The 23,689-nt window shown below is 71.9% G+C and carries 21 protein-coding genes and 1 pseudogene; 15 read left to right on the top strand and 7 right to left on the bottom strand.

Annotation, left to right across the window (positions count from 1 at the left end):
* Both ACWEVN_RS16975 and ACWEVN_RS16970 read left to right on the top strand, forming a co-directional pair.
* A pseudogene (locus ACWEVN_RS16975) lies at positions 1 to 795 on the top strand (SAM-dependent methyltransferase); the annotation flags it as partial.
* 8 nt (positions 796 to 803) lie between these two features.
* A complete protein-coding gene (locus ACWEVN_RS16970) occupies positions 804 to 1,694 on the top strand; it encodes a serine/threonine-protein kinase (RefSeq protein WP_452051863.1) in 891 nt (296 codons plus the stop codon).
* Here ACWEVN_RS16970 and ACWEVN_RS16965 read toward each other — a convergent pair.
* Positions 1,684 to 2,181 (bottom strand): hypothetical protein, encoded by a 498-nt coding sequence (locus tag ACWEVN_RS16965; RefSeq protein WP_449681935.1) that lies wholly within the window; start codon positions 2,179 to 2,181, stop codon positions 1,684 to 1,686. The two genes, ACWEVN_RS16970 and ACWEVN_RS16965, sit on opposite strands and share 11 nt — an antisense overlap.
* A 217-nt stretch (positions 2,182 to 2,398) precedes the next feature.
* On the opposite strand from ACWEVN_RS16965, the gene ACWEVN_RS16960 reads away from it, so the two are divergent.
* Both ACWEVN_RS16960 and ACWEVN_RS16955 read left to right on the top strand, forming a co-directional pair.
* Complete coding sequence (locus ACWEVN_RS16960) at positions 2,399 to 3,058, top strand: L,D-transpeptidase (RefSeq protein ID WP_449681936.1); 660 nt, start codon at positions 2,399 to 2,401, stop codon at positions 3,056 to 3,058.
* A gap of 111 nt (positions 3,059 to 3,169) precedes the next feature.
* The gene (locus tag ACWEVN_RS16955) at positions 3,170 to 6,145 is read left to right on the top strand and encodes a PQQ-dependent sugar dehydrogenase (RefSeq protein WP_452051862.1); all 2,976 of its coding nucleotides are present in this window, start codon (positions 3,170 to 3,172) and stop codon (positions 6,143 to 6,145) included.
* A 46-nt stretch (positions 6,146 to 6,191) separates the two neighbouring features.
* On the opposite strand, the gene ACWEVN_RS16950 is transcribed toward ACWEVN_RS16955, so the two are convergent.
* Both ACWEVN_RS16950 and ACWEVN_RS16945 read right to left on the bottom strand, forming a co-directional pair.
* On the bottom strand, positions 6,192 to 7,715 hold the full coding sequence (locus ACWEVN_RS16950) for a 3-hydroxyacyl-CoA dehydrogenase (protein WP_452051861.1): 1,524 nt from the start codon (positions 7,713 to 7,715) through the stop codon (positions 6,192 to 6,194).
* A gap of 37 nt (positions 7,716 to 7,752) precedes the next feature.
* Entirely contained in the window at positions 7,753 to 8,424 is a 672-nt protein-coding gene (locus ACWEVN_RS16945; RefSeq protein WP_452051860.1) for a TetR/AcrR family transcriptional regulator, read from the bottom strand.
* 125 nt (positions 8,425 to 8,549) lie between these two features.
* Here ACWEVN_RS16945 and ACWEVN_RS16940 point away from each other — a divergent pair, with 125 nt between their 5' ends.
* A complete protein-coding gene (locus ACWEVN_RS16940; protein ID WP_449681940.1) occupies positions 8,550 to 8,996 on the top strand; it encodes a nitroreductase family deazaflavin-dependent oxidoreductase in 447 nt (148 codons plus the stop codon).
* Here the strand turns inward: ACWEVN_RS16940 and ACWEVN_RS16935 are convergent.
* The 4 genes from ACWEVN_RS16935 to ACWEVN_RS16920 all read right to left on the bottom strand — a co-directional run bounded on the left by ACWEVN_RS16935 (position 8,986) and on the right by ACWEVN_RS16920 (position 11,710).
* Positions 8,986 to 9,183 (bottom strand): hypothetical protein, encoded by a 198-nt coding sequence (locus ACWEVN_RS16935; protein WP_400896558.1) that lies wholly within the window; start codon positions 9,181 to 9,183, stop codon positions 8,986 to 8,988. The two genes, ACWEVN_RS16940 and ACWEVN_RS16935, sit on opposite strands and share 11 nt — an antisense overlap.
* A 9-nt stretch (positions 9,184 to 9,192) precedes the next feature.
* Complete coding sequence (locus ACWEVN_RS16930) at positions 9,193 to 9,849, bottom strand: response regulator (RefSeq protein ID WP_449681941.1); 657 nt, start codon at positions 9,847 to 9,849, stop codon at positions 9,193 to 9,195.
* On the bottom strand, positions 9,846 to 11,000 hold the full coding sequence (locus ACWEVN_RS16925; protein ID WP_452051859.1) for a sensor histidine kinase: 1,155 nt from the start codon (positions 10,998 to 11,000) through the stop codon (positions 9,846 to 9,848). Before ACWEVN_RS16925 ends, ACWEVN_RS16930 begins: the two co-directional genes overlap by 4 nt.
* Before the next feature lie 101 nt (positions 11,001 to 11,101).
* Positions 11,102 to 11,710, bottom strand: coding sequence for a hypothetical protein (locus tag ACWEVN_RS16920; protein ID WP_449681943.1), 609 nt, complete (start codon positions 11,708 to 11,710; stop codon positions 11,102 to 11,104).
* Between the two features lie 168 nt (positions 11,711 to 11,878).
* On the opposite strand from ACWEVN_RS16920, the gene ACWEVN_RS16915 reads away from it, so the two are divergent.
* From ACWEVN_RS16915 to ACWEVN_RS16870, 10 genes are all read left to right on the top strand, one after another.
* Positions 11,879 to 12,628, top strand: coding sequence for a response regulator transcription factor (locus tag ACWEVN_RS16915; protein ID WP_449681944.1), 750 nt, complete (start codon positions 11,879 to 11,881; stop codon positions 12,626 to 12,628).
* Entirely contained in the window at positions 12,606 to 14,114 is a 1,509-nt protein-coding gene (locus ACWEVN_RS16910; RefSeq protein WP_452051858.1) for a sensor histidine kinase, read from the top strand. The genes ACWEVN_RS16915 and ACWEVN_RS16910 overlap by 23 nt, the downstream gene beginning before the upstream one ends.
* A gap of 81 nt (positions 14,115 to 14,195) precedes the next feature.
* The gene (locus tag ACWEVN_RS16905) at positions 14,196 to 16,082 is read left to right on the top strand and encodes a glycosyltransferase family 39 protein (RefSeq protein ID WP_452051857.1); all 1,887 of its coding nucleotides are present in this window, start codon (positions 14,196 to 14,198) and stop codon (positions 16,080 to 16,082) included.
* 651 nt (positions 16,083 to 16,733) lie between these two features.
* A complete protein-coding gene (locus ACWEVN_RS16900) occupies positions 16,734 to 17,747 on the top strand; it encodes an ABC transporter substrate-binding protein (protein WP_452051856.1) in 1,014 nt (337 codons plus the stop codon).
* A complete protein-coding gene (locus tag ACWEVN_RS16895; RefSeq protein WP_452051855.1) occupies positions 17,744 to 18,694 on the top strand; it encodes an ABC transporter permease in 951 nt (316 codons plus the stop codon). The genes ACWEVN_RS16900 and ACWEVN_RS16895 overlap by 4 nt, the downstream gene beginning before the upstream one ends.
* Positions 18,691 to 19,479, top strand: coding sequence for an ABC transporter ATP-binding protein (locus tag ACWEVN_RS16890; protein WP_449681949.1), 789 nt, complete (start codon positions 18,691 to 18,693; stop codon positions 19,477 to 19,479). The genes ACWEVN_RS16895 and ACWEVN_RS16890 overlap by 4 nt, the downstream gene beginning before the upstream one ends.
* 25 nt (positions 19,480 to 19,504) lie before the next feature.
* On the top strand, positions 19,505 to 22,333 hold the full coding sequence (locus ACWEVN_RS16885; RefSeq protein ID WP_452051854.1) for a nitrate- and nitrite sensing domain-containing protein: 2,829 nt from the start codon (positions 19,505 to 19,507) through the stop codon (positions 22,331 to 22,333).
* Positions 22,330 to 22,764 carry a roadblock/LC7 domain-containing protein gene (locus ACWEVN_RS16880; protein WP_003061341.1) on the top strand — a complete coding sequence of 145 codons (435 nt, stop codon included), beginning with the start codon at positions 22,330 to 22,332 and terminating at the stop codon, positions 22,762 to 22,764. Before ACWEVN_RS16885 ends, ACWEVN_RS16880 begins: the two co-directional genes overlap by 4 nt.
* Positions 22,764 to 23,117 (top strand): DUF742 domain-containing protein, encoded by a 354-nt coding sequence (locus ACWEVN_RS16875; RefSeq protein WP_043776019.1) that lies wholly within the window; start codon positions 22,764 to 22,766, stop codon positions 23,115 to 23,117. Before ACWEVN_RS16880 ends, ACWEVN_RS16875 begins: the two co-directional genes overlap by 1 nt.
* Complete coding sequence (locus ACWEVN_RS16870) at positions 23,095 to 23,688, top strand: GTP-binding protein (RefSeq protein WP_449681952.1); 594 nt, start codon at positions 23,095 to 23,097, stop codon at positions 23,686 to 23,688. The genes ACWEVN_RS16875 and ACWEVN_RS16870 overlap by 23 nt, the downstream gene beginning before the upstream one ends.
* Position 23,689: the final 1 nt, after the last annotated feature.

Raw genomic sequence — 23,689 nt, 5'->3', positions numbered from 1 at the left:
CTGCTGCGCGCGGGCGCGGTCCGCGCGGTCGTCACGCTGACGCCGGCGGGTCCCGACCTCTGGCTGCTGCGACGGCCGGCTCCCGGCGAGCGCGCGCCGTCCACCGTGCTGCTCGGCGAAGCGGGCGACGAACTGTCCACAGTGGAAGAAATGTGGCAGGAGTTCGGCCACCACCCCGAATCCGGCGTCCGGATCATCGACCTGCTCGACGACGACGTCGACCTGACACCCGCCCGTCGCCGCATCCGGGACGAGGACCCCGGCCAGGCCTTCCAAGCCGTGCGCGCGAAGTTCGAAGAGCTGACTCCGCAGCTGCCACCACTCGAAGCGGCGGACGCCGAGCCGGCGTTCACGACCATCGGCGAGCTGGTCAAGGCCGGCGTCGTCGACGTCCGGCACGCGCCGGTGCGCGCGGACGCCGAACACCCGCTGGCCGAGGCGGGTGACGTCGTCGCGTCGGTGACCGGCATCGCGTACGTCCACAGTGGATCGCCGCGGCCGGTGGGCGCCGGGCTCACCGTGTACCGCGTGGACGACGAGCGGCTGGACGCGGGCTTCCTGGCCGGCTGCCTGCGCGCGGCCGACCTGCCCGCCGCGTCGGCGTCCACCCGGATCGACGGCAGGCGCGTGCGGATCCCGCGGCTGCCGATCGCCGTCCAGCGGGAGTACGGCCGGGTCTTCACCAGGCTCGCCGAGTTCGACACCGTCCTGTGCGAGGCGGCGGAAACGGGCCGTGAGCTGGTCCGGCTAGGCTTCGCAGGACTTGTCGAAGGACGGCTCAGGCCGGGCCACTAGGGGAACGGATGCTGATCGCCGACCGCTACGAGCTCGACGAGCTGCCCCTCGGCCGCGGCGGGATGGGCGCGGTGCACGGCGGGTTCGACCGCAGGCTCGGCCGCCGCGTGGCGATCAAGCTGCTCAGGCTGCCGGGCCGCGACGAAGAGCTCGAAGCCCGCTTCGCGCGCGAAGCCCGGATCCTGGCGACGCTCGACCACCCCGGCGTCCCGACGCTGTACGACTACGGCACCCACGACGACCGGTTGTTCCAGATCATGCAGTTCGTCGACGGCGTGACGGTGGCCGACCTGCTCGCCGAGCACGGGCCGCTGCCGGTGCCGTGGGCCGCGGCGATCGCGGCGCAGGCGTGCGCGGTGCTGACCGCCGCCCACGCGCTCGCCGTCTGCCACCGCGACCTCAAGCCGTCCAACCTGATGCTCGGGCCCGACGGCGGCGTGAAGGTGATGGACTTCGGGCTGGCCGTGCTCCGCGAAGCCGACGCGGCGCAGTTCACCCGGGCCGGGCAGCTGCTGGGGACCCCGTCCTACATGGCGCCCGAGCAGATCCAGCGGGGCGGCGCCGAACCGCGCAGCGACCTCTACGCGCTGGGCTGCGTGCTGCACGAGATGCTCACCGGGCGGCGGCTCTTCGACGGGCCGACCGCGTACGCGGTGTTCGAGCGGCAGGTCAAGGAGCTGCCGCCGCCGGTGCCGGGCGTCCCGAAACCGTTGAACACGCTGCTCGCCGAGGTGCTGGCCAAGGATCCGGAAGCCCGGCCGGCCGGCGCCGCCGTGCTGTACGAGCGGCTCGGTGCGTTCGTCGGCGGGCTGCCCCCGCTGCCGGGCTTCCTGGTACCGCCGTCGGTGCCGAGCCCGGGCCGGATGTACGCCCGGATGCTGGGCCGCGTCAGCGGGTGACGGCCGGCCGCTGGTCGGCGAGCGGCAGCCCACGCCGCTGGATGCGCCGGTAGGTCGTCGCGTTCTGCACCGCGATGCTCAGGCCGAGGCTGAGCGCGATCGACGCCGAGGTCAGCGGGCCCGTGATGCCGAGTGCGGTACCCAGCGCGATCACGCCGACCCGGACCGCGACCGTCAGCACCCACAGTCCGATCGTGACGGCCGAGCCCTTCTGGAACGTCGTGCCGTCGCGCTCGGTGAGCGTCGTCGTGGTGCTGCGCAGCACGCCGAGCCCGGCAAGCAGCAGCAGGTCGGCGGCGAGCAGGCCCAGCTCGGCCGCGGACGCGCCGGGCAGCGCTTTCAGCGTCAGGTACGCGCCGAAGGCCGTGAGCAGCAGCGGCAGCACGACCAGCGTCCGGCGGCTGAGCAACGTGCCGCGGACCTGCTTGTACACGACCTTGTACAGCACGAAGGCGGCGATGACCGCGTAGAGCAGGACGCTGGACATTTCGAGGCTCCCCTGGATTCGAAGGTTTCCCCAGCTTCGGCGACCGGCGCCCCGGTTTCGTCGGCCCGGGGATCGGATCCGGGTGGATTCCGGTCTCCACCCCCGGGTTGACCGCAGCTACCCAAATCGTGACCTTTCCCGACGAACCTCGAACGGGTGACCACCGTCTTTACCGGTGTCCAAACGCGATGATCGAGACAGCTGGGGGTACCGGATCGTGAAGAGGCTTCTGGCGGGAGCGGCCGCGCTGGCCACCGCGTTCGTGCTGGCCGCGTGCTCCGGCGGGGGCTCGGCCGGTGGCTCGAACGCGGGCGGCGGGGCCGTCGCCGCGGCGGGCACCGGCGGCGGCACGCCGACGACGTCCAGCGCCACCCCCACTCCCACGCCGACCAGCACCGCCACGGTGCCGACGCCCACCACGGCGACCACGAAGGCGGCGCCGACCAGCACCTCGGCCAAGCCGAAGCCCAAGCCGACGCCGAAGCCGGCCCCGAAGCCCGCGGCGGACCCCGGCGTCCCGTGCGCGGCGGCGGCCGCGGCCTCGGGCACCGCCGCCTGCGTCGACCTCTCCGCGCACAAGGCGTGGATCCTGCAGGGCGGCAAGGTCGTCTACGGGCCGGTGCCGATGCTGCCGGGCCGCAAGGGCTACGCGACCCCGACCGGCACGTTCCACGTGCTGTCGAAGGAGAAGATGCACCTGTCGAAGGAATTCGACAACGCGGAGATGCCGAACTCGGTCTTCTTCTACCCGGGCGACGCCTTCCACACGGGCAGCCTCTCGGTGTACTCGCACGGCTGCATCCACCTGTCGCCGGCCGCGTCCCTGAAGTTCTTCAACACGCTGCACATCGGTGACGTCGTGCAGGTCGTCCCGTAATTCACTACGTTCCGTCACGTGGCGTAAGTCACGTTCGGGTGAAGTAGTCGGGATTGCTGCAACCAGTCCCCGCGCTCCCGCGATGAAAGATCATCCGGGAAGGGGTTGGCCATGCGCGCACTTCGCCTGTTGCTGGTGATGGTCCTGGTGGGAGCGCTGCTCCCCGTCGTGTCACAGGGGGTGGCGACGGCGGCGACGCTCCCGCCGGGGTTCGTCCTCCGGGACACCGACACCGGCCTGGGGCCGTACGAGCTCACCGACTTCGCGTACCTGCCCGACAACTCCGTCCTGGCCACCGGCAAGAGCGGAGCCGTCCGCTGGCTGCCGGTCGGCGGCGCCGGCCGGACGATCGCGACGCTGCCGGTCCGCGCCGAGGAGGACCTCGGCCTCGTCGGGCTCGCCGTGGCGCCCGGCTACGCGACGTCGCGGGCCATCTACCTCACGCGGTCGATCAACGCCGGCGGCGGCTTCGTCATGCGGCTGTCGAAGTTCACGGTGACCGTGGACGCGGCCGGGGCGCCCACCGGCCTGACCGGCGAGCAGCCGCTGTTCGAGGTGCCGGGCACCTCCGACGTCCACGGCATCGACGCGGTCATCGCGGCCCCGGACGGGACGCTGTGGCTGTCCGTCGGCGACAGCAGCGACTACCGGATGATGGACCCGGCCGCGCTGCGCGCCCTCGACGTCAACCAGCCCTACGGCAAGATCTTCCACCTGACCGCGTCCGGCCAGGGCGTCCCGGGGAACCCGTACTACGACGCCGCCGACCCGGGCTCGACCGCGAGCAAGGTGTTCGCGCGCGGCTTCCGCAACCCGTTCCGCTTCAGCATCGACCCGAACCTCGGCCTGCCGGTGGCCGGCGACGTCGGCTGGAGCAACTGGGAAGAGGTCGACGTCGTCCAGCGCGGCGCCAACCACGGCTGGCCGTGCTGGGAGGGCAGCCGCCCGACACCCGGCTACAGCGGCCTCGCGGGCTGCGCCGGCGTGCCGAACCAGCCGCCCATCCACGAGTACACGCACGGCACCGGGCCGATGAACGGCAACAGCGTCACCGGTGGCATCGTCTACAGTGGATCCAGCTACCCGGCGGCCTACCGCGGCTCGTACTTCTTCGGCGACTACGTGGCGAACAAGGTCTGGACGCTGCGGTACGACGGCCAGGGCAAGCTCAGCCAGGCCCCGGAGAACCCGCCGGTCTTCACCGGCGTCGGCGGCCCGGTGAAGTTCGCGGCGGCGCCGAACGGCGACATCGTCTTCGCCGACATCCTGTCCGGCAACGTGCGCCGCCTGAGCTATTCGGCCGGCAACACCGCGCCGGTGGCCAAGGCGACGACGGCCACGAACCCGGACACCCGCACGGTGTCGTTCGACGGCTCGGCATCGGTCGACTACGACGACGACCCGCTCGCCTACGACTGGGACTTCGGGGACGGGACCACGGCGGTCGACGCCGGCCCGAAGGTGTCGCACCGCTACCCGGCGGGCACGGCGTCGTTCACCGCGAAGCTGCGCGTCCGGGACCCGCTGGGACTCAGCGGGGAGGCCGCCATCGCCGTCGCGCCCGGCAACCGCACCCCGGTGCTCACCCTGAACACCCCCGGGAACACGACGTTCGCGGTCAACCAGACGGTCTCGGTGAGCGCCACCGCGTCCGACGCCGAGGACGGTGCGTTGCCGATCACCTGGACCACGGCGGTGCGGCACTGCCCGAGCGAAGCGACGTGCCACTCCCACCCGGGCGTCGGCGGGACGGGGTCGAGCTTCTCGCAGCCGTTCACCGCGCACCCGGACTCCCGGATGGAGCTCACCGCGACGGTGACCGACAGCGCGGGCGTCACCACGGCCAAGACGTACCCGGCGCTGCCGCGGCAGCACCGGATCACGCTGCGCGGCACCCAGCCCGCGGAGCTGAGCATCCCGGTGGCGGGCGGGGTCAGCTCGGCCATGGTCACCGAAGGCGCTTCCTTCGACGTCGAGGCGGCGCCGCTGGCCATCGACGGCGTCTCGAAGTTCGCCGGCTGGCAGGGCGGTCCGGCGGATCCCCAGTGGATCGTCACGGTCGGCTCGGCCGACCTGACGCTGACGGCGAACTACGCGACCCCGATCGACCAGCGCTACGGTGGCGACGCGGCGTTGCGCGCGAGCCTCGGCGCGCCGGCGGGGCCGGAGATCACCGACGGCCCGGTCCACTACCGCGGTTACGCGAACGGCCGGCTCTACTGGAGTGCCGGGACCGGCACCCGGTACGTCACCGGCCCGGTGCTGGACAAGTACCTCGCCCTGGGCGGGCACGCCCTGCTCGGGCCGCCGACGTCCGACACGGCCACGACGCCGGACGGCGTGGCCCAGTACAGCCACTTCCTCGCCAACGGCACCGTGGGGTCGATCTACTCGACGGCCGCGACGGGCGCGCACCTCATCACCGGCGAGATCCGCAAACGGTGGGCGGCGCTGGACTACGAGCGCGGCGTGGGCTACCCGACGACCGACGAGCTGGCCACACCGGACGGTGTCGCGCGGTACAACCACTTCGTCAAGGGTGGCAACGTCAGGTCGATCTACTACACGGTGGCGACCGGCGGGCACGCGATCGCCGGCGAGATCCGGAAGAAGTGGGCGGCGCTGGACTACGAGCGCGGGCTGGGTTATCCGACGACCGACGAACTGGGGACACCGGACGGCGTCGCCCGCTACAACCACTTCGCCAAGGGTGGCACGGTCGGGTCGATCTACTACACGGCCGCGACGGGCGCGCGGGCGATCAACGGCGAGATCCGGAAGAAGTGGGCGGCGCTGGACTACGAGCGCGGGCTGGGGTACCCGACGACCGACGAACTCGCGACCCCGGACGGCCGCGGCCGCTACAACCACTTCACCAAGGGCGGCTCGATCTACTACACGACGGCCACCGGCGCCCACATGGTGAAGGGCGAGATCCGCAACCGCTGGGCGGCGCTCGGCTGGGAGTACTCCTACCTGCGCTACCCGAAATCGGACGAGTACGTGACGAACGGCTGGTACCGCAGCGACTTCGAAGGCGGGTACATCACCTACACCGCCACCGGGTCCCGCGACTTCCGCTGGTGATCCGGCCCGCGGCGTCGCTGAAGTCCGGCCCGTCCGCCAAGTCCTCTTAGGACTGCCGCAGGTCCGCCGGGGTCGTGCCGGCCGTTGTCAGTGGCAGGCCGAGGGCGACGCGCTCGGTGAGCCACGGGCTCGGCCGGTAGCGGGGGTCGCCGGTGGTCGCCGTGAGGCCGCGCAGGATGCGCAGCACCACGTCGCCGCCGACGAGGTCGCCCCAGGCCAGCGGGCCGCGTGGGTAGCCGAGGCCGAGGCGGACCGCCGTGTCGATGTCGCGCGGGGTCGCCAGGTGCTGGCCCGCGATGAAGCAAGCGGTGTTGACGATCGACGCCAGCAGGCGCTGCGCGACCGGGGCGGGCCCGTCGCGGACGACCGTCACCGGGTGGCCGGTCGCGGCCAGCGCGCCCCAGGCGGCGCGGGCCGCCGCCGGGTCGAGTCCCGGGTGGACGGACATCGTCAGCCGGCGTTCGTAGCCGCCCAGCGGATCGACGCCGGCGACGCGGGCCGGCGGCAACCCGGCGCGGATCGCCGCGTCCACTGTGGACTCGCCGTAGAGCGGCACGAGCAGGATCGCGTCCGGATAGGCGTCGGACACCACCTGCACACCCGCGGACGACAGCGCGCGGGCGAGGTGCTCGTCCGCGGTGAACACCGGGCTGGCCGGCTTCGGCGGGGCGGCGGGCTCGTCGGCGACCTGCTGCTTGCCGTCGGCGTAGGAGTAGAAGCCTTCGCCGTTCTTCCGCCCGAACAGCCCGGCGGCCACGCGCGGCCGGGTCAGCCACGACGGCCGCAGCCGCGGGTCGCCGTGGAAGCCGCTCCAGATGCTTTCGAGGACGGCGTGCGAGACGTCGAGGCCGGTGAGGTCGAGCAGCTCGAACGGGCCGAGCTTCAGGCCGAGCACGTCCCGGGCGATGCGGTCGACGTCGGCGGGCTCGGCCAGCGCCTCGGCGAGGATCTGCAGCGCCTCGGTGTTCAGGCCGCGGCCGGCGTGGTTGACCAGGAAGCCGGGGGCGTCCTTCGCGAGCACGGGCTCGTGGCCCCAGCTCTTGACGAGTTCGAGTGCCTCGCCGGGCAACCAGCCGTGCGTGCGCGCACCGGGGACGACCTCGACCAGCCGCATCAGTGGCACCGGGTTGAAGAAGTGCAGGCCGACGAGCCGGGCGGGGTCGGCCAGCCCGGCGGCGATCTCGGTGACCGACAGCGAACTCGTGTTCGTCGCGAAGATCGTCTCCTGTGGACAGACGCGTTCGAGGCTCGCGAACAGGGCGCGCTTGGTTTCGAGGTCCTCCCGGACGGCTTCGACCACGAGGTCGACGCCGTCCGCGGGCGCGTCGGGCGCGGCCACGGCGACCAGCCGGCCCTTGACGGCCTGGGCGTCTTCGCTCAGCTTGCCCTTGGCGGCGAGCTTGTCCACCATCCCGCCGACGTGATCGATCGCCTCGGTGACGGCCTCGCGCCGGACGTCGGCCAGCTCGACGGTCACCCCCGCGGTCGCGGCCAGCTGGACGATCCCGCGGCCCATCACCCCGGTCCCGATCACCCGGATCCTGCCGACCTGCCCGGCCCACCCCGTCACGTCGTGCCGCCTTCCGCCGTTGGACTCTCGCCCCAGCCTAGAGGCCGACGAACTCCGCCATCCGCCTCGCCGAGTGGGCGAAGAACGCGTCGGCCGGGTCGACGCTGCCGACGTACTGGCCGAACAGGTCGAAACTGATCGCGCCGAACAGCTGCGTCCACGCCATGAGCAGGCGGGCGACGGTTTCCGGGCCGGCGATGATCCCGAGGGCCTTCGTGAGCGTCTCGGCCTGGGCACGCAGCTCGGGCGGGACTTCGCCGTCGATGTCCCGCAGCTCGGTGTGGGTGAGCACCTTGACCAGGGCGAGCGCGACGCGGGAGGCCGGCACGACGGTGTCCTGCGGGGCCGCGTACCCGGGGATCGGGGAGCCGTAGATCAGCGCGTACTCGTGGGGGTGCGCGCGGGCCCAGTCGCGGGTGCCCTGCCAGATCGCCACCCAGCGCTCGCGGAGGTCGCCGGTGCCGGGGTCGGCGGTTTCGGCCGCCTCGCCGATGGCGTTGTAGGCGTCGACGATCAGGTCGGTCAGCAGCCGGTCGCGGCTCGGGAAGTACCGGTAGATCGCGGACGACACCATGCCGAGCTCCCGGGCGACCGCGCGCAGTGACAGACCCTGCGCGCCGACCTCGCCGAGCTGGCGGCGGGCCTCGTCCTTGATCTCCTGGGCCAGTTCGGCGCGGGCACGGTCGCGTGCGGTGCGGGGGGCGGTCATGAGATCAGTGTGCCACGACGAGAGCAGTGCACCAAACCGAGAGCAGTGCTCTTGACACGGTGCACTGCTCTCGTGTTCACTGCTCTTAACCGAGAGCACTGCTCTCCCAACCTTCGGAGGACACCATGACCGGGACCCGCTACATCGAGCCGAAGAAGTCGACCAGTGCCTTCAACGAGCTGGTCGCGAAGCTGACGAAGCTGGGCTTGAGCGTCTGGGGCAGCCGGGTGCTGACCGTGGTCGGCCGGAAGAGCGGGGAGCCGCGCTCGGTGCCGGTGAACCTGCTGACCGTCGACGGCGTCCGGTACCTGGTCGCCCCGCGCGGCGAGACGCAGTGGGTTCGCAACCTTCGGGCGGCCGGCCAGGGCACGCTGCGCGTCGGGCGCCGGGTCGAGACGTTCACGTTCCGCGAGCTGGCCCACGACGAGAAGCCGGGCATCCTCCGCGCGTACCTCAAGCGCTGGAAGTTCGAGGTCGGCGTGTTCTTCGACGGCGTCGACGCCAAGGCCTCGGACGAGAAGCTGCGCGAGATCGCCCCGGGCTACCCGATCTTCGAGATCTTCACGAAGTAGGTTTGCGCCGGGTGAGGTTGGCCGCCACCAGGACCACGCCGACCAGGAACGCGGCCAGGCCGATCAGGAACCACAGCTTCTGGCCGGTCATGAAGCTGCCGGTGATGACGCCGATCCCCTGCAGCACCCAAACGGCGCCGACCAGCACGAGCACGACTCCGACCGCGAGGGTGATCCACCGCCTCATCCACCCAGCTTAAGCGGGCGGCACGAGGTTGTGGCGGTAGGCGTAGACCACCGCGTGCACGCGGTCGGGCAGCCCGAGCTTGCTGAGCACGCGCGAGACGTGCGTCTTGACCGTCTCCTCGCCGACGTGCAGCTTCCGCGCGATCTCGGCGTTGCTGCAGGCCCCCGCCAGCAACAGCAGCACCTCGCGCTCGCGGGACGTCAGCCGGGCCAGCTCCGGGGGTTCCGCGGCCGCCGGCTCGAGGACCGCCGCGAACTTCGCCACCAAGCGCCGCGTCACCGAGGGGTCGATCAGGGCGTCGCCGCGGGCCGCCACCCTCATCGCCGCGACCAGCTCCTCCGGCGCCAGGCTCTTCAGCAGGAACCCGCTCGCCCCGGCGCGCAGGGCGCGGTAGACGTACTCGTCGGCGTCGTAGGTCGTGAGCACGAGGACGCGGGTGTCGTTGCCCGGCGCGGCCAGGATCGCCTCGGTCGCCGCCAGGCCGTCGAGGCGGGGCATGCGGACGTCGAGGACCGCGACGTCCGGGCGGAGGCGGGCGGTCTCGGCGACCGCCTCGCGGCCGTCGGATGCCTCGCCGACGCAGGTGAAGTCGGGCTGGGTGTCGAGGAGCGCGCGCATCCCGGAGCGGAACATCGCGTGGTCGTCGGCCAGCAGGACGCGGATCATGTGCTCTCCACCGGGAAGGTCGTGCGCAGCTGCCAGTGGCCGCCGGTCTCGCCGTAGGAGACCTGGCCGCCGAACAGGGTGACGCGCCGGCGGATCCCCGCCAGGCCGCGGGGTGCGTGCTCGTTCTCTTCGACGCGGCCGGCGCGGAGCCCGTTCGTCACCGTCAGCACGACCTCGGTGCGGCCGTGGTTCAGCTCGACCTCGACCGGACCCTGGCCGTGGCGCAGGGCGTTGGTCAGGGCCTCCTGCGCGATCCGGTAGAGCGCGATGTCGAGCGAACCGGGCAGTTCGCGGGGCTCGCCGCGCAGCGTCAGGCGGGTGGGCAGGCCGGCCGCGCGGACCGTCTCGACCAGCTCGTCGAGGTTGTCGAGACCGGGTTGTTCGGCGTTGGTCTCGGCGTGCAGGAGGTCGAGCAGCCGGCGCAGGTCGGCCATCGCCGAGCGGCTCGCCGACTCGACCGCGCCGAGCGACTTCCGCACCGCTCCGGCGCCCTCGGGCAGGCCGAGCCGGGCGGCGCCGGCGTGCACGCCGATGGCGCTGACGTGGTGGGAGATGACGTCGTGCAGGTCGCGCGCGATGGTGGTCCGCTCCTCGAGGACGGCCCGCTTGACGGCTTCTTCCTCGTGCTGCCGCCGTTCGTCGGCTTCCCGCTCGAGGTCGGCGATGTAGGCGCGCCGCGCGGTCGTGTACCGGCCGACCAGCCACGGCAGCAGCGCGGAGACGCCGACGTTGATGGCGATGAGCCGCCAGTCGGACGCGGTCCGGCCGCCGCCTTCGATGCAGCCGAGGGTGACGCCGGTGAGCAGGGCGCCGAGCGCGAGCACGGCGGGCCGCGTCCGCAGCCAGGCCCCGGCGCGGTAGCCGGCGATGAGGATCCCGGCGTTGTTGCCGGTGACGTACCCCTGGCACGTGCAGAGGAGGAGCGGGGCGCTCGCGAAGAGCACGGCGTGGGCGAGGGCGACCCAGCCGGAGTAGCGCGCGGCCCCGGCGAGCGCGGCGTTGACGGCGATCCCGGCGGCCAGCACCACCCAGGCCCGCCACCCGGCCTCGGGAAGGGGCCCGCGCAGGGTGAAGAGGGCGGCGTCGCAGACGACGCAGACGAGCGCGACCAGCAGCGACTGCCGTCTCAGCGACCCCCGGATGTCCTGCACACCCGCAACTGTGCCCTACCCGGGGAACGGACGGGAACGCCCCGATGCGACGTGAGGGGGTGTGCGCGGCACCGGGGCGTTCCCCGACTGGGGGAGGCGGGTCAGTTCGTCGGGCGGGCCGAGTAGCCGCCCCGGCGCTGACCCGGCTGGCGCTGGCCCGGCTCGAAGCCCTTGCCCAACGTCGTCGCGGTGGCCGTCTGACCCTCGACCTTGGCCACCACCGTGACGTTCGTGTCGCCGGTCTTCACGTCACCCGTCTTCTGGGTCGACGAGTCGAGCGTGTACGTCTGCTTGTAGCCGTCCTTGCTGGTCAGCGTCACCGAAGTGGCGCTCAGCTCGGTGACGTCGCCGGTCTGGAGGCGCTCGGTCGTGTAGCCGCCGCTGCCGTTCGAGACCACGAAGTCGCCGTGGAGGGCGTCGCGCAACGCCGTCATTCCGCCGCCGAAGCCACCGCCCGGCCCCTGGCCGCGGAACTGGCCGCCGCCCGGACCGCCGCCGGGGCCGCCGAAGCCGCCGGGGCCCTGCGCGGAGTTGTCGGCGCTGCTGGTGCCCGCCCAGATCGCCGCGCCGCCGCCCGCCGCGATCACCACGGCGATGCCGGCCGCGATCGCCGTCTTCTTGCCGGACCACCCCTTCTTCGGCGCCGCCGGGGCCGGATCGCCCCAATTGGCGCCCTCGGGCTGGGTGTTCGGCATCGGCTCGGTCGTCATCGTGTCCTCCGGTGGTGCCCACACTGGTCCCGCTCAGGTTCACCGCCGCGGCTGTGTTTGAGCTGTGCGGAGCGTCAGCGGGCGCTGTGCCTCGATCGCGGGAACCTTCACAGCAAATGCACAGCGACCACACAGCGAACACCGACGCCGGGCCGGGAAGGTGGCACTATGACCGCTATGAACGCCACGTCACCCGGCCCTGGCAAGGCCGACCTGCGCCGCGCCGACGGGAGCCCGGTGCGGGTGCTCGTCGTCGACGACGAGGCGACGCTGGCCGAGCTCGTGTCGATGGCCCTGCGGATGGAGGGCTGGGAGGTGCGCAGCGCGGGCGACGGCACCGAGGCCGTCCGGATCGCGCGCGACTTCCGGCCCGACGCCGTCGTCCTCGACGTCATGCTCCCCGACTTCAGCGGCCTCGAAGTGCTGCGCCGGATGCGGTCCGAGGCGCCGAACCTGCCCGTTCTCTTCCTCACGGCGAAGGACGCGGTCGAGGACCGCATCGCCGGGCTCACCGCGGGCGGCGACGACTACGTCACCAAGCCGTTCAGCCTTGAGGAAGTCGCCCTGCGCCTGCGCGCGCTGCTGCGCCGGGCCGGCGGGGTCACCGGCGCCGGCGGGTCGACGCTCGTCGTCGGCGACCTCACCCTGGACGAGGACAGCCGCGAGGTGCACCGCGGCGGCGATCTCGTGCCGCTCACCGCGACCGAGTTCGAGCTGCTGCGCTACCTGATGCGCAACCCGAAGCGGGTGCTGTCGAAGGCCCAGATCCTGGACCGCGTCTGGAGCTACGACTTCGGCGGCCAGGCCAACATCGTCGAGCTCTACATCTCCTACCTGCGCAAGAAGATCGACGCCGACCGCGAGCCGATGATCCACACCATGCGGGGCGCCGGGTATGTCCTCAAGCCCGCAGGCTGAACCGGGGCGCGCCCGACGGCCGTGGTCGCTGCGGCGGCGGCTGATCGTCCAACTGGCGGCGCTGCTCGCGCTGGTCTGCGTGGTCGTCGGCGTCGTGACGGAGTTCGCGCTGAGCGAGTTCCTCGTCGGCCAGCAGGACAAGCGGCTGGCCGCGGCGAGCGACCGCGCCGCACACGGCCCGGAACGGCCGGCACCCTGGCCCTACGGTGAAACGCCGCCACCGGACGCGCTGCGCGTGCTCGGTCAGGGCGAGGGCACGCTCGCCGTCGTCCAGATCGGTTCGAAGGCCACGGCCGGCGTCCTCGACTCGAGCGCCGCCGGTCCGTCGAAGCGCAAGGCGCCGTTCAAAGAAGTCCCGACGGCGCAGGTGCTGGCCCTGCTCGCGCTACCGTCGGACGGAAAGCAGCGGAGCATCGACCTCGGCGCCAGCCTCGGCGAGTACCGCGTCGTCTCGACGACGTCGCCGCGCGGGGAAAAGACGGTCATCGGCCTGCCGCTGAAGGACGTCAACGAGACGCTCTGGCAGCTCGGGTTCATCCTCGGCGGGGTTGCGCTCGCCGGGATCCTGGTGGCGGGCGCGGTCGGCGCGGCGACGATCCGGCGCACGATGCAGCCGCTCGACCGGCTGGCCGCGACCGCGACCCGCGTCTCCGAACTGCCGCTGGACCGCGGCGAAGTCGCGCTGTCCGAACGCGTCCCGGAGGCCGACACCGACCCGAACACCGAGGTCGGCAAGGTCGGCTCGGCACTGAACCGGATGCTGCAGCACGTCGCGAACGCGCTGACCGCGCGGCACGCGAGCGAGAACCGCGTCCGCCAGTTCGTCGCGGACGCGAGCCACGAGCTGCGCACCCCGCTGGCGGCGATCCGCGGCTACGCGGAACTGACCCGGCGCGGTGGCGAGCAGGTGCCGCCGGACGTCGCGTTCGCGATGAGCCGCGTCGAGTCCGAGTCACGCCGGATGACGACGCTGGTGGAGGACCTGCTGCTGCTCGCCCGCCTCGATTCCGGGCGGCCGGTGGTGCACGAGTGGGTGGACCTGTGCCGGCTGGTGGCCGACGCGGTCGCGGACGCGCACGTGGCGGGCCCGGACCACAAGTGGCTGATGGACGTCCCGGGCGAGCCGATCGGCGTCCTCGGCGACGCGGGCCAGCTGCACCAGGTGGTGATCAACGTCCTCGCGAACGCGCGCACCCACACGCCGCCGGGCACCACGGTGACGGCCGCATTGTCCACTTCGGACGGAATCGTCCGGCTCCGGGTGGCCGACGACGGCCCGGGCATCCCACCGGAAATCCTCCCGGACATCTTCGAGCGCTTCGCCCGCGGCGACAATTCCCGGTCGCGCGCGGCGGGGAGCACGGGACTGGGCCTGGCGATCGTGGCCGCGGTGGTCGCCGCGCACGGCGGCCGCGTCGGGGTGCAGAGCCGGCCGGGACGCACGGAGTTCGAGATCACCTTGGCGGAGGCGCCCGCGCCGCAGTGATCACCCGTCCGGGGGCGATGCACAGCCGGCGCACAGCTTCGCCACAAGTTCACCACATGCGCCGCCGACACGGTGAGCGTCATGACGACCACGCTGTCGGCGCCCGCGCACGCCCAGCCCCAGCCGCCCGCTCCCGCCCGGGAACCGCGGTGGGTCAAGCCTTCCGTGGCCGCCCTGCTGCTCGGGACCGGCCTGCTCTACCTCTGGGACCTCGCGAAAACCGGCTGGGCCAACGACTTCTACGCGATGGCCGTGCAGGCCGGCACGTGGAGCTGGAAGGCGCTGTTCTTCGGTTCGCTCGATCCCGGCAACGTCGTCACCGTCGACAAACCACCCTTTTCCCTCTGGCTCATGGGGCTGTCCGGGCGGCTCTTCGGCTTCTCCAGCTGGAGCCTGCTCGTGCCGGACGCGCTCGCGGGCGTCGCCTCCGTCGGCCTGCTCTACCTCGCCGTGCGGCGGCTTTCGGGGCCGGGTGCCGGGCTGCTGGCCGGGGCCGGGCTCGCGCTGACGCCGGTCGCCGCGCTCATGTTCCGCTACGACAACCCCGACGCTTTCCTCGTCCTGCTGCTCGTCGCCGGCGGCTACTGCGTGGTGCGGGCGCTGGAGCACGCCGGCACGAAGTGGCTGGTGCTGGCCGGGGTCGCGATCGGGTTCGGGTTCCTCGACAAGATGCTGCAGGCCTTCCTCGTGCTGCCCGCGTTCGTGCTCGCGTACGCCGTCGCGGCCCCGGCGTCGCTCGGGCGCCGGATCGGGCAGCTGGTCGCCGCGGCGAGTGCGGTGGTCGTCTCCGCCGGCTGGTGGATCGCGGCCGTCGCGCTGTGGCCGGTCGCGGACCGGCCCTACATCAGCGGCTCGACCGACAACACCGTGCTCGAACTGGCTTTCGGCTACAACGGCCTCGGCCGGATCTTCGGCGAAGGCCGCGGCGGCGGTGGCGGGGGCCGGACGTTCACGCCGCCCGCCGGGATGGAACTGCCCACCGGCGGCCGTGGCGGGTTCGGTGGCTTCGGCGGGCAGGCCGGCCTGACCCGGCTGTTCGGCGGCGAGTTCGGCGGCGAGGCGTCGTGGCTGCTGCCGGCCGCGGTCATCGGGCTGGCCGCCGGCCTGTGGTTCACCCGCCGGGCGCCGCGCACCGACCGCACGCGGGCCGCCCTGCTGCTCTGGGGTGGCTGGCTGGTGGTCACCGCGCTGGTGTTCAGCTACATGAGCGGCATCATCCACCCGTACTACACGGTCGCGCTGGCCCCCGGCATCGCCGCGACGCTGGCGATCTCCGCGCGCGAGCTCTGGCGCGGCCGGGCGAACTTCGCGGCTCGCGCGGTGCTCGCCGTGATGCTCGCGGTGACGGCGGTCTGGGCCTTCGTCCTCCTCGCGCGGACACCGGACTGGCAGCCGTGGGTCCGCTACACGCTCCTGGTGATCGGTGCCGCCGCCGTCGCGGGACTGCTCTTCGGCGCCGACCGGTTCCGGCGGCTCGGCCCGGTCGTGGCCGTGTTCGGCCTGTGCGGCGCGCTGCTCGGGACGACGTCCTTCACGCTGGCCACCGCGGCGGCCGCGCACTCCGGCGGGACACCGTCGTCCGGGCCGGCCGTCGCCGGTGGACGGGGGCCGAGCGGCTTCGGCGCGGGGGAAGCCGGCACCGCGGTCATCGACCTGCTGAAGGGCACGACGACGAAGTGGGCCGCGGCGCAGAGCGGCGCGATGCAGTCGGCGGGGCTGGCCCTGGCGAGCGGACGCCCGGTGCTCGCGATCGGCGGCTTCAGCGGCAGCGACCCGGCGCCGACGTTGCAGCAGTTCCAGGCGTACGTCGCCGATGGCGACATCCGCTACTACGTCGCCGGTCGTCGCGGGGGCTTCGGCGGCGGCCGCGGGACCGCCGGGGAGATCCAGGCCTGGGTCGAGCAGAACTTCGCGTCGCTGCCGGTCGGGGGCACGACGGTTTACGACCTGACTAAATCTATCGATTGATAGAAATTCGGCCGGCCGGGTTGAATTGTTTCAAGCGTGTAAACAGTCGGGGAATCATTCGGCGTATTCGAGACCTGTGCGGTATCGGCGGATGCGGACAGGTGTTCGAATAGCCGGAGCGTATGCGGGTCATTCCGAACGGCCGTTCGGATCTGCAGGATCGCGCTGGGTAACACTCTCGGCACCGGTTGCGATCGCAGTAACGACAAGAGACTTCGGGGCGTGCACTTGCACGCGCTCCGCGCACACGCGCGCCGTGATCTTGGCCGGGCGGCCGACAGAAATGCCGTTCAAAACACCCTCGAACACATCGATGCCGCAGGCTGACCCGGGCGGCGGTCACTCGTTCGGCTGCATTGGACGGACGTTGTGGGGATCTTGTGTCACTCGCTAGGCTCTCCGCCGGGAGAGGGACAGGGGTGGCTGATCCGGTGCGCTGAGTGCTGGGATTTCACTGGTGGTAGGCGCCTCCTGTCCGCGTTCTCTCGCGATGACCCGATCAGGTGCGGCGGAAGTGAGCATTGATGACCGTGCGCGGCAGCGCAGCTCGAACCGATTGCCCTTCCCGTCGTCACCACCCGTAGTCCCGAGCGCCGCAATTCCCCCTTTCGGTACGCACCACTCCACTTCCCCCGCAACCTGGAGTTCGTTGTGATTTCCCGTCCTCGCCCCCGTCTGCTGACGGTGCTCCTGACTTTGCTGACCCTCGCCGGGGTCACTGCGCTTTCCGGGTGCAGCGACAGTTCCGCTTCCGGCAGCGGCGGCAAGATCACCATCGGGTTCAGCGCCTGGCCGGGCTGGTTCCCTTGGCAGGTGGCGCAGGAACAGGGCCTGTTCGCCAAGAACGGCGTCAACGTCGATCTGAAGTATTTCGACAATTACACCGACAGCATCAACGCCCTCTCCAGTGGCGCCATCGACGCCAACAGCCAGACCCTCAACGACACGTTGTCGTCGGTTTCCGGCGGCGCCAAGCTGTCGATCGTGCTGGTGAACGACAACTCCACCGGCAACGACAAGATCATCGCGCGGGACGGGATCACCAGCATCGCCGACCTCAAGGGCAAGAAGGTCGCCGTCGAGCAGGGCGCGGTCGACCACTACCTGCTGCTGCTGGCGCTGCAGTCGGCGAAACTGACCGAAAAGGACATCCAGCTCGTCAACCTCCCGACCGACGCCGCGGCCGCCGCGTTCAAGAGCGGCCAGGTCGACGCGGTCGCCGCGTTCGCGCCGTTCACCTCGACGGCGCTGGAGCGCGCGGGCAGCCGCGCGATCTCGTCGTCGGCCGAGTTCCCCGGCGCCATCCCGGACCACCTGGTCACGTCGCAGAAGCTGGTCAAGGACCGCCCGAAGGACGTCCAGGCGCTGGTCAACACCTGGTTCGAGACGCTGACCTGGATCAAGAACAACAAGGACGCGGCCGTCAAGATCATGGCCAAGCGCGGTGGTGTCTCCGAGGCGGACTACAAGTCCTACGACGCCGGCACCACGATCTTCACGCGCCAGCAGAACATCGACGCGTTCACCCCGGGCGTCACCGCGCAGCACCTGGACTTCCAGGCGAACAAGATCATCGACTTCATCGTCGGCACCGGTCTCGCCCAGCAGCGGCCCTCGCTCGACGGCCTGTTCGACGACCAGTTCGTGAAGGCCGCGCCCCAGTGACCGGTCCGACCCAGCGCACCACCCCGGCGGACACGGCCGACGCCCGGGCCGCGGAAGCCCAGGAAGCGGAACAGCGGCTCGCCGAGCAGCAGGAGGCCGGCCGGGCGGGCGGCGGGCGGCCGGCCTGGTCGCCGCTGCCCCGCCGGGCCGGGCTGAAACCGTCCGCTTCACCGCTGTTCTCCTTGCGCACGCCCATTTCCGCGGCGTCCCGCTGGACGCTCGCGGTGCTGTCGTTCGCCGTCCCGTTCCTGGCCTGGGTGGTGCTGAGCTTCAGCGGGGCCGTCGACTCGACGTTCCTGCCGTCCCCGGCCGCGGTGCTCCAGGCCGGCCTCGACATGGCGGGCAGCGGCGAGCTCTTCGACGACCTCTGGACGACCACCCAGCGGGTGCTCGAAGGCTTCGGCCTCGCCGTGCTCGTCTCCGTCCCGCTCGGCATCCTGATGGGCAGCTTCACCGCCGGGCAGGCGTTCTTCGAGCCGCTGATCGGGCTGCTGCGCTACCTGCCGGCGAGCGCGTTCATCCCGCTGCTGATCATCTGGCTCGGCCTCGGCGAGCCGTCGAAGATCGCCATCCTCTTCATCGGCACGGTCTTCTTCAACACGCTGATGACCGCCGACGTCGTCCGCGGCGTGCCGAACTCGCTCATCGACGTCTCCTACACGCTCGGCGCGCGCCGCGGCGAGGTGCTGCGCAAGATCGTCGTGCCGCACTCGCTGCCCGGCATGATCGACGCGATCCGGGTCAACGCCGCCGCGGCGTGGAACTTCGTGGTCGTCGCCGAGCTGATCAACTCCTCGGCCGGCCTCGGCTACCGGATCGTGCGCGCGCAGCGGTTCCTGCAGACCGACAAGATCTTCGCGGTGCTCGTGGTCATCGGGATCGCCGGGCTCGCCATCGACGTCCTGCTGCGCCTGCTGCGCACGCGGGTCGGGAAGTGGGCGGCATGACGCTGGAACTGCGGAACGTCGCCAAGGACTACACCGTCCGCGGCAAGGTCACCCGCGCGCTCGACGGCGTCGACCTCGAAGTGCTGCGCGGCGAGTTCGTCTGCGTCGTCGGCGCGAGCGGCTCGGGCAAGTCGACGCTGCTTTCGCTGGTGGCCGGGCTGAGCCGGCCGACCGAGGGCGCGATCGTGCTCGACGGCGTGCCGGTGACCGGGCCCGGGCCCGACCGCGGGCTCGTCTTCCAGGCCGGCGCGCTCTACCCGTGGCGCAGCGTCGAGAAGAACGTCGCGTTCGGACTCGAGCTGCTCTCGCTCGACCCGGCCGAGCGCGCCGAGCGGGTGGACTGGTACCTCGCCGAAACCGGCCTCCAGACCGTGCGCAAGTCGCTGCCGAAACAGCTTTCCGGCGGCCAGAAGCAGCGCGTCGCGATCGCGCGCGCCCTCGCGTGCGAACCGGAAGTCCTGCTGCTGGACGAACCCTTCGGTGCCTTGGACGTCCAGACCAAAGAGGACATGCAGGTGCTCATCCGCCAGGTGTGGGCCGACACCGGCACCACGGTGCTGATGGTCACCCACGACGTCGAGGAAGCGGTTTTCCTCGGTGGCCGGGTGGTGGTGCTCGCCTCCGACCCGGGCCGGATCGCCGCCGACGTCGAGGTGGCGCTGCCCGCCGAGCGGGACCTGGCGGTGAAGCGCGAACCGCGGTTCCTCGAGCTGCGCGCCCGGATCGAGGACCTGGTCCGGGAGCAGCACCGGGGCCACGTGAGCCGGGTGGCCGCGGTCGAGTGAGAACGGAAGACGGGAAGGTCGCGGGATGAGACACGGCAGGCCGACCGCGAAACGGGCCGGCGGAGGCTTTCTCGCCCGGCTCGGTATCCGCGGCAAGCTGAACCTGCTGCTCCTGCCCCCGCTGGTCGCGGTGGTGCTGGTGTCGGTGCCGTTCGTGCTGACGCAGGCGAACAGCGCCGGTGCGGCGGCGCAGTCGGCCGACGTGGCGCGGCACGCGCAGCAGCTCGGCGGGCTGATGTGGCAGCTGCAGCGCGAGCGGCTGGTGACGGCCGCGTTCGTGGCGACGCCGTCGGCGAGCCCCGACCAGATGGTCCAGCAGCAGAAGGTGGTCGACCAGACGGTCGCCGACGTCCGCAGGTCGCTGGGCGACGACGCCCCCGACGAGCTTTCCGCGGCGCTGACCCGGATCGGCTCGCTCGCCGAGCTGCGGCAGAACGCCGCCCGCCGCGGGGTCGCGCTCGACAGCGTCGCCCGTACCTACAACGCCGTGGTCGACGCGGTGATCGACGCCCTGCGCCTGGTCCCGCAGCTCACCAGCGACGCCGAGGGCGCCCGCGAGCTGACCGCGCTGGACGCGCTGCTGCGCGCGAACGAGGAGAACTCGCTGCGCGCGATGGCCCTCATCGTGACCGCGGTGTCCCCGGACGCCGGCAAGCCCATCCTGGACGACGCGACCCAGCAGGCGCCGATCTTCGTCGACCGGTTCGTCAAGCAGGGCGACGACGGCGACGACTCGCAGCGCTCCGCCCTCGTCGTCCGGGTCGAGCAGAGCGACGCCGGGCGCCGCGTCGACGAACTCGCCGCCCTGGTCGAGCAGCCGCGCGACGCGGCCGCCACCACGCAGTACGTCGCGGACGTCTTCTCCGCGGCGGACGCCCACGCGGGACAGCGGAGGCTCGTGCAGGAGCGGGCGATCAACGAGATCGCCGACTCCGCGACCGGACGCGCCGACGGCGCGACGCGGCTGGCCTGGACGGTCGGCCTCGGCGCCGGTGCGCTGTTCCTGCTGGTCGCCTTCCTCGCCGTCGCGGTGTCCCGCTCGATCGCCGGCCCGCTGCGCCAGCTGACCACCGCGGCGACGTCGGTCGCCGACCTTGCCGGCACCGAGCTCGTCCGCGTGACCGACACCGAAGAGGCCGAGGAGCAGGTCCCGCGCCTGGCCACCATCGACGTCGTCTCCGAAGACGAGCTGGGCAAGCTGGCCGCCGCGTTCAACCGGGTCCAGACCACCGCGGCCGAGCTGGTCGAACGCCAGGCGCTGACCCGGCGCAACACCAGCCTGATGTTCGCGAACGTCGCGAAGCGCACGCAGAACCTCGTCGGCCGCCAGCTGGCCCTGATCGACGAGGTCGAGCGCAACGAGCAGGACACCCGGCTGCTGGCCAGCCTCTACCGGCTCGACCACCTCTCCACCCGCCTGCGCCGCAACGCCGACAACCTGCTCGTGGTGTCCGGCACCCGCGACGAAACCCGGATCGCCGGCCCGATCGAGCTGTCCACGGCCCTGCGCTCGGCGCTCGCCGAGATCGAGGACTACCAGCGCGTCAAGCTCGGGGTCGTCGCCGACATCCTGCTGTCGTCGGCCCTCGGTGCCGACCTGGTGCTGGTCTTCGCCGAACTGCTCGAGAACGCGACGTCGTTCTCGCCGCCGGGCTCGATGGTCGAGGTGGACACCATGCCGCTGGCCGACGGCGCCTGCCTGGTGAGCATCGTCGACCACGGCATCGGCATGACCGCGGAGAAGCTGGCCGAGGAGAACCAGCGGCTCGTCGAGCGCGAACGCCTGGAGCTCGCGCCGACCAGTGTGCTCGGCCTGTTCGTGGTCGGCCGCCTGGCGCGGCGGCACGAGCTGGGCGTCGAGCTGCTCGCGACGCCGACCACCGGCGGTGTGACCGCGCGGCTGACCATCCCGGCGTCGCTGTTCACCCACCGCACTTCGCTGCGCCCGAAGACCGAGCAGGCACCCGCGATCCCGGCGCAGGCCACGCCGCCGATCTCCGCACCGCCGCGGCACGCCGCGGCGGTCACGCCCCTCCCACTGTCCTCTTCGGACGACTTCCGGCCGCCGGCGCCCGACCGCGACCGGCCCGCCGAGCTGCCGGCGCCGGCGATCCCGGCGCTGCTCGGCCACGGCAACGGTTTCCGCTGGTTCCGCGAACTGGAACCGGTGTGGCCGGACGCCGAACCCGACGCCACCCCCGCCGAGGAACCCGAACCCGAAGTGGCGGTCGCGGCGTCGGTGTCTGTGTCTTCTGCGGCGTCGGTGTCTTCTTCGGAGTCGCGGGGCGGTCTGCGCCGCCGGGTCCGCGGCGCCCAGCTGCCGAGCCCGGGCACGTCCGCGCCGGTGTCCGACACCAAGCCGCGGCACGACCCGGAAGCGACCAAGGCCGCGATGGACGGCTTCGCGAGCGCCTTCGCGAAGGCTGCCGAAGCCGGCCCGCCGCCCACCGTCGCCTTCACGAAAGCGGCCGAGGTCAGCGCGCTGACGACCGACCCGCCGGCCGCGCCGCCCACCGTCGTCACCGCGCCCGTGTCACCTCTCCCGGTCCGCGCCCCCGTGGACGCACCGCTGGTGGCCACCGCCCCGTTCACGGCCGCCGAGCGGTCGCGCGACGGCCTGATCCGCCGGGTCCCCGGTGCCCAGCTCGCCCCCGGCCTGCGTCAGCAGCCCGCGGGGCGGCCGCTCGCCCGTGCCGTCGTCAACCGCAGCAAGCGGGACCCGGCGGCCGAACGAGCGGCGTTCGACGCGTTCGCCGCCGGCCTCGCCAAGGCGGAGGACGTTACGGCAGACAGCCCGCCCCAAGGCGTGGTCGCCGGTCGTGTGATGGAACGAGGAGAAGAGAGCAGGAAATGAGCATCCCCGCACCTGGCGTCAGTGTCGAAGCCCAGAACTTCAACTGGCTGGTGAGCCGCTTCGCGCAGCACACCGCGGGCGCGATAGCCGCCATCGCGGTCTCGGCCGACGGCCTGCTGATCGCGATGTCGACGGAGCTCGAGCGCTCCAACGCCGACCGCCTCGCCGCGATCTCCTCCGCCATGCTCGGCCTCGCCCACGGCGTCTCCGAAAGCCACCCGCTCGGCTCGCCGGACAAGGTGATCATCGAGCTCGAGCACGGGTACCTGCTCGTCTGCACGATCAGCATCGGCTGCTCGCTGGGCGTGCTGGCCAACAAGCAGGCCAGCCTCGGCACGATCGCCTACGAGATGGCGATGTTCGCCAACCGCGCCACCGAGGTGCTGACACCCGGCTTGATCGAGGAGCTCAAGAACACTGTGGGGTCGTGATGTCCGAAGAGCCGGACATCTCGCTGCTGCGGCCGTACCTGATGACCTCGGGCCGGGCCCAGCCGGTCGACCAGAGCCTCGAAATCGAGGCGCAGGTCATGACGTCCCGCCTGGGCGCGGCGTCGCACCCGAAGCTCACGTTCGAACGCCAGGAAATCGTTTCCCTCTGCCGGAACACGATGTCGGTCGCCGAGGTGGCCGCCATGCTCGGCCTGCACATCGGCGTGGCCAGGGTGCTGGTGGCCGACCTCGCCGAGCTGGGCTACGTCGTCGTCCGGCGGCCGGGCAACCACAACTCGCACGACCTCGGCATGATCGAAAGGGTCATTCGTGGACTCGAAGCCATTCACTGAACCGAGCGCCCGGCCGCCGGCCCCGGTCAAGATCGTCATCGCGGGCGGCTTCGGCGTCGGCAAGACGACGGCGGTGTCGTCCATCTCGGAGATCAAGCCGCTGACCACCGAGGCGGCGATCACCTCGATGTCCGTGGACAACACCGGTCACGTCCCCTCCAAGACCACGACGACGGTGGCCCTGGACTTCGGCTGCATCACGATCGACGAAGAGGTCAAGCTGTACCTGTTCGGCACGCCAGGCCAGGACCGCTTCGGCTTCATGTGGCAGGACCTCGTCCACGGCGCACTCGGCGCCCTGGTGATCGTCGACACCCGCCGCATGGACGACTGCTACCCGGCGGTCGACTACTTCGAGAACGCGGGCCTCCCGTTCGTGGTGGCGGTCAACATGTTCGACGGCTCCCTCGGCCACAACCTCGAGGACGTGCGCTGGGCACTGGCGGTGAGCGACGACGTCCCGCTGATCACGTTCGACGCCCGGCAGAAGCTCTCGGTCCGGGACGCCCTCCTGGCGGTGCTGCACAACACGTTCAAGCGAGCCCGAGCCCAGGCGGGCGCGGGGGCCTGAA

The organism is Amycolatopsis sp. NPDC003861 (assembly GCF_053605405.1).
The sequence above is the reverse complement of the archived record's forward strand: the minus strand, read 5'-3'. Positions and strand labels throughout refer to the sequence as shown.

Bases quoted from the DNA above. Each gene is read 5' to 3' on its own strand.
- ACWEVN_RS16875 (WP_043776019.1), top strand. From the start codon at position 22,764: ATGTCCGAAGAGCCGGACATCTCGCTGCTGCGGCCGTACCTGATGACC.
- ACWEVN_RS16920 (WP_449681943.1), bottom strand. From the start codon at position 11,710: ATGACGACCGAGCCGATGCCGAACACCCAGCCCGAGGGCGCCAATTGG.
- ACWEVN_RS16880 (WP_003061341.1), top strand. From the start codon at position 22,330: ATGAGCATCCCCGCACCTGGCGTCAGTGTCGAAGCCCAGAACTTCAAC.
- ACWEVN_RS16890 (WP_449681949.1), top strand. From the start codon at position 18,691: ATGACGCTGGAACTGCGGAACGTCGCCAAGGACTACACCGTCCGCGGC.
- ACWEVN_RS16965 (WP_449681935.1), bottom strand. From the start codon at position 2,181: ATGTCCAGCGTCCTGCTCTACGCGGTCATCGCCGCCTTCGTGCTGTAC.
- ACWEVN_RS16940 (WP_449681940.1), top strand. From the start codon at position 8,550: ATGACCGGGACCCGCTACATCGAGCCGAAGAAGTCGACCAGTGCCTTC.
- ACWEVN_RS16915 (WP_449681944.1), top strand. From the start codon at position 11,879: ATGACCGCTATGAACGCCACGTCACCCGGCCCTGGCAAGGCCGACCTG.
- ACWEVN_RS16970 (WP_452051863.1), top strand. From the start codon at position 804: ATGCTGATCGCCGACCGCTACGAGCTCGACGAGCTGCCCCTCGGCCGC.
- ACWEVN_RS16930 (WP_449681941.1), bottom strand. From the start codon at position 9,849: ATGATCCGCGTCCTGCTGGCCGACGACCACGCGATGTTCCGCTCCGGG.
- ACWEVN_RS16885 (WP_452051854.1), top strand. From the start codon at position 19,505: ATGAGACACGGCAGGCCGACCGCGAAACGGGCCGGCGGAGGCTTTCTC.
- ACWEVN_RS16945 (WP_452051860.1), bottom strand. From the start codon at position 8,424: ATGACCGCCCCCCGCACCGCACGCGACCGTGCCCGCGCCGAACTGGCC.
- ACWEVN_RS16935 (WP_400896558.1), bottom strand. From the start codon at position 9,183: ATGAGGCGGTGGATCACCCTCGCGGTCGGAGTCGTGCTCGTGCTGGTC.
- ACWEVN_RS16955 (WP_452051862.1), top strand. From the start codon at position 3,170: ATGCGCGCACTTCGCCTGTTGCTGGTGATGGTCCTGGTGGGAGCGCTG.
- ACWEVN_RS16905 (WP_452051857.1), top strand. From the start codon at position 14,196: ATGACGACCACGCTGTCGGCGCCCGCGCACGCCCAGCCCCAGCCGCCC.
- ACWEVN_RS16910 (WP_452051858.1), top strand. From the start codon at position 12,606: ATGTCCTCAAGCCCGCAGGCTGAACCGGGGCGCGCCCGACGGCCGTGG.